We start from the raw sequence: 3,900 nt of genomic DNA on the forward strand, positions 1-3,900 counted from the left end.
TTTAATAGAGGACAATATAAAACTCAAGTTTATAGGAAGAAGAGAAAACCTTCCAGAAATGATATTAAAAACTATAGAAGAAGGCGAAGAAAAAACAAAAAACTGCAGTGGTATGAATTTAGTTGTTGCGTTAAATTACAGTGGAAGAGCAGAAATAGTTGATGCTGTAAATGAAATTATTAAATCCGGAAAAAAAGGTATAACAGAAGAAAATTTTAAAAATTATTTTTACTTTCCTGATTTGCCTGACCCTGACTTGTTAATTAGAACAAGCGGAGAACAAAGAATATCAAATTTTATGCTGTGGCAGATGGCATATACAGAATTTTATTTTACTCCTGTTCTATGGCCTGACTTTGATGAAGATGAATTTTTAAAAGCTTTATATGATTATCAAAGCCGTGAAAGAAGATTTGGGAGAATAACTGCTGTTGAGTAAATTATTAGTAAGGACTATTTCAGGTATTATCCTTGCTTCAATAGCTATTTCTGCAGTTTTATTTTTAGATAAAAATATTTTTAAATTTTTTATTGCTGTTTTATCAGCAGTTGCAGTATGGGAAACAGCAAATTTACTTACGAAAAAATTTGAAAAAATAAATCCAATAAGTACAGCTATTATTGGTTTTTTGGCTTCACTTTCTATCTTATTTTTTAATTTTTACCTCGCAGTTTTAACAATATTCTTATACGGCTTTTATGAAGCTGTTAAAAAATGGGATATTAACTACTTAACTTCTATTGTTTTTTCTCTAATTTACGGTTCATTTTTTGTTTCTTCTTTAGGTCTTTTAGTTGATGAAGATAAATACTTGCTTTTAATACTTTTTGCAACTGTATGGGCAGGAGATACATTTGCATATTTTGTTGGTAAAACATTTGGCAAAAACAAACTTGCTCCACGTCTTTCACCTAAAAAAACATTAGAAGGAGCTTTTGGAAGTATTTTAGGTTCATTGATAGCTGGAGGAATAACAGCTTATTACTTTAATCATTTAGAAGCTATTGTTCCTACAGCCATTGCCTCTATAGTAATGCAGATAGGAGATTTATTTGAAAGTTTTCTTAAAAGGCAGGTAGGAGTTAAAGACAGCTCTAATCTTATTCCCGGACATGGTGGTATTTTAGATAGAATTGATGCATTGATGTTTGCATCAATTGTTTTTCTTACTTTTTATAATTTTTTATAGTTTCATTAAGACTTCTTTTTTTCACTACGTTTTATTAAGTATGTAAGAATAATAGTTGCAGTTATACCAACAACAGAAATCATAGCAACAACCCATGTAAGATATTCTTCAACACTCATCTTTCTTGCCTCCTGCAAAATATAAAAGAACTGCACCTATAAATAAAGATATAGTAAATCCCATAACAGTAATAACAATTAACTTAAAGCTCAGTTCTCCCTTTACAAACGGCTGCAAAAGCATAAATACTACTATAGCTACAGCAATATTGAAAAATGTCTTTCCTAATTCATTAGCTACATTTTTCAAACCACTTATAAAATCTAATTATAAAATATTCTATAAAGTTTACAATGTATGTTTTTGTTAAAATATTAACTAATAAAAATGAGATAGGAGCATTTTATGGCAGATAAGTTTTATATCACAACCCCAATATACTATGTTAACGACGTTCCTCATATAGGACATGCATATACAACTGTAGCAGCAGATGTACTGGCAAGATACAACAGACAAAAAGGCATAAAAACTTTCTTTTTAACAGGAACAGATGAACACGGTCTCAAAATTCAAAAATCTGCTGAAGAAAAAGGTATAACCCCAAAAGAACTTGCTGACCAGACACATCAAAAATTTAAAGAGCTCTGGCAGGTTTTAAATATATCATATGACAGATTTATAAGAACAACAGATGAAGACCATATAAAAGCTGTTCAATATATTTTTCAAAAATGTTATGAAAACGGCGATATTTATCTTGGAAAATATGAAGGCTGGTACTGTGTCGGCTGTGAAGAGTTTAAAACAGAAACAGAAATTAAAGATTTGGACTATAAATGCCCGATACATCAAAAAAAATGTGAAAAAATTGTTGAAGAAAGCTATTTTTTCAGGCTCTCAAAATATACAGATAAACTCCTTAAGCTTTATGAAAAAAATCCTGAGTTTATACAGCCAGATTACAGAAGAAATGAAGTTGTATCTTTTGTGAAACAGGGCTTAAAAGACTTATCTGTTTCAAGAAAAAGAGACAGAGTTAAATGGGGAATACCTGTTCCTTTTGACGAAAACCATACTATTTATGTATGGTTTGACGCTTTAACAAATTACCTGACTGCAGTTGGTTATCCTGATACAGAAAGTGAGCTTTTTAAAACATTTTGGCCGGCAGATGTTCATATTGTAGGTAAAGATATACTTAGATTTCACGCAGTTTACTGGCCTGCATTTTTAATGAGTGCAGGACTTGAAATACCTGAAAAAGTTTTTGCCCACGGCTGGTGGACTGTTGAAGGTAAAAAGATGTCAAAATCTCTTGGAAACGTTGTTGACCCTTTCAAAGCAGTTAAAAGCTACGGGGTTGATGAGCTTAGATACTTTCTAATGAGGGAAGTTCCGTTCGGGCTTGATGGAGATTTTTCAAAATCAGCAGTAATTGGAAGAATAAACTCAGACCTAGCTAATGACCTTGGAAACTTAATATCAAGAAGTCTAACGATGATTAATAAGTTTAAAAAAGGCATTGTTGAATGTGGTGAAAAATACACAGATTTAGAAAAAGAGTATAAAGAGATTTACCTTTATACAGTAGAAAATGTAGATAAACATTTAAAAAATCTTGAGTATAATAAATCCCTTGAACTGATATGGGAATTCATTGATTTTCTAAATAAATACATTGTAAAAACTGAGCCGTGGGCGTTAAAAAAGTCTCAAGACCCATACCTTGACACTACTCTTTATGTACTTGCTGATGGAATTTACGCAATTATCTGGCTTTTATCTCCTTTTATGCCAGATAAAATGAAAGAAGCTTTAAATATGCTTGGACTTGAAGAATTTACATATATCCCTGAGCCATTTAATTTTCCATCAGGAACGAAAATTGCTAAAAAAATTAAGCCATTATTCCCAAGAGTTGAAATCAAGGAGGAAGAAAAAGTGAGTGAAGAGAAAAAAGAAGTTAAGGAAATAGAAAAAGGCGTTGTTTCAATAGAAGATTTTACAAAGCTAAAGTTTAGAGTTGGAGAAGTTTTAGAAGCTGAAAAAGTACCAAAAGCTGATAAACTCTTAAAACTTTTAGTTGACCTTGGAGATGAAAAAAGAACTGTTGTTTCTGGAATAGCCCAGTACTACACACCTGAAGAACTTGTTGGAAAGAAAATAATAGTATTTGCAAACCTAAAACCAAGAAAGATATTTGGAATAGAATCTAAAGGAATGATTTTAGCTGCAAAAGATAATCAAACTTTATCGCTTTTAACTGTTGATAAAAACGTTAAAAACGGAAGTTATGTATCATAGATTTTGAAGTTATAGTTAAAATAAACTAAAATTATTGCACAAAAATAAGAGTTAAGAGTCAAATTAAATGGAATATAAATACCTTACAAAAGAAGTTATTGAAAAAATTGAATATTTTAAAAATAAATATCTGACAAAAGAGCAGGCTATAATTCCTTCTCTTCATACTATACAGGAGACTTATAGAGATATACCAGATGAAGCCATTAGAGAGCTGTCAGAATATCTTCAAGTACCTGAAGCTGACATAGAAGGTATAGTTTCATTTTACGACATGTTTCGTTTTGAAAAAAAGGCAAAAAACCACATTAGATTATGTAGAAATTTACCCTGTCATCTTGCAGGAAGCAGGAAGTTTTTGAAGATGCTTGAAAAACTAACCGGTGCAGAAGCTGGAGGACAC

At 31.0% G+C, this 3,900-nt stretch carries 5 protein-coding genes; 4 read left to right on the top strand and 1 reads right to left on the bottom strand.

The annotated features are described in order from the left end of the window. Window positions 1-439 (top strand): polyprenyl diphosphate synthase (uppS, locus tag HG1285_RS05520; RefSeq protein ID WP_008288374.1); only part of this gene is annotated, 439 nt, incomplete at its 5' end. Then, entirely contained in the window at window positions 432-1,190 is a 759-nt protein-coding gene (locus tag HG1285_RS05515; RefSeq protein WP_008288375.1) for a phosphatidate cytidylyltransferase, read from the top strand. The genes uppS and HG1285_RS05515, both read left to right, overlap by 8 nt. 108 nt (window positions 1,191-1,298) lie before the next feature. Here the strand turns inward: HG1285_RS05515 and HG1285_RS05510 are convergent, their stop codons facing one another. After that, window positions 1,299-1,499: a hypothetical protein gene (locus HG1285_RS05510; RefSeq protein ID WP_008288377.1), complete on the bottom strand. Its 201-nt coding sequence runs from the start codon at window positions 1,497-1,499 to the stop codon at window positions 1,299-1,301. Between the two features lie 96 nt (window positions 1,500-1,595). Between HG1285_RS05510 and metG the strand changes: the two genes are divergently transcribed. Continuing rightward, window positions 1,596-3,497 (top strand): methionine--tRNA ligase, encoded by a 1,902-nt coding sequence (metG, locus tag HG1285_RS05505; protein WP_008288379.1) that lies wholly within the window; start codon window positions 1,596-1,598, stop codon window positions 3,495-3,497. Window positions 3,498-3,564: 67 nt separating this feature from the next. Next, window positions 3,565-3,900 (top strand): NAD(P)H-dependent oxidoreductase subunit E (locus tag HG1285_RS05500; RefSeq protein WP_008288380.1); only part of this gene is annotated, 336 nt, incomplete at its 3' end.

This window comes from Hydrogenivirga sp. 128-5-R1-1 (genome assembly GCF_000171895.1).

Bases quoted from the DNA above. Each gene is read 5' to 3' on its own strand.
- metG (WP_008288379.1), top strand. From the start codon at position 1,596: ATGGCAGATAAGTTTTATATCACAACCCCAATATACTATGTTAACGAC.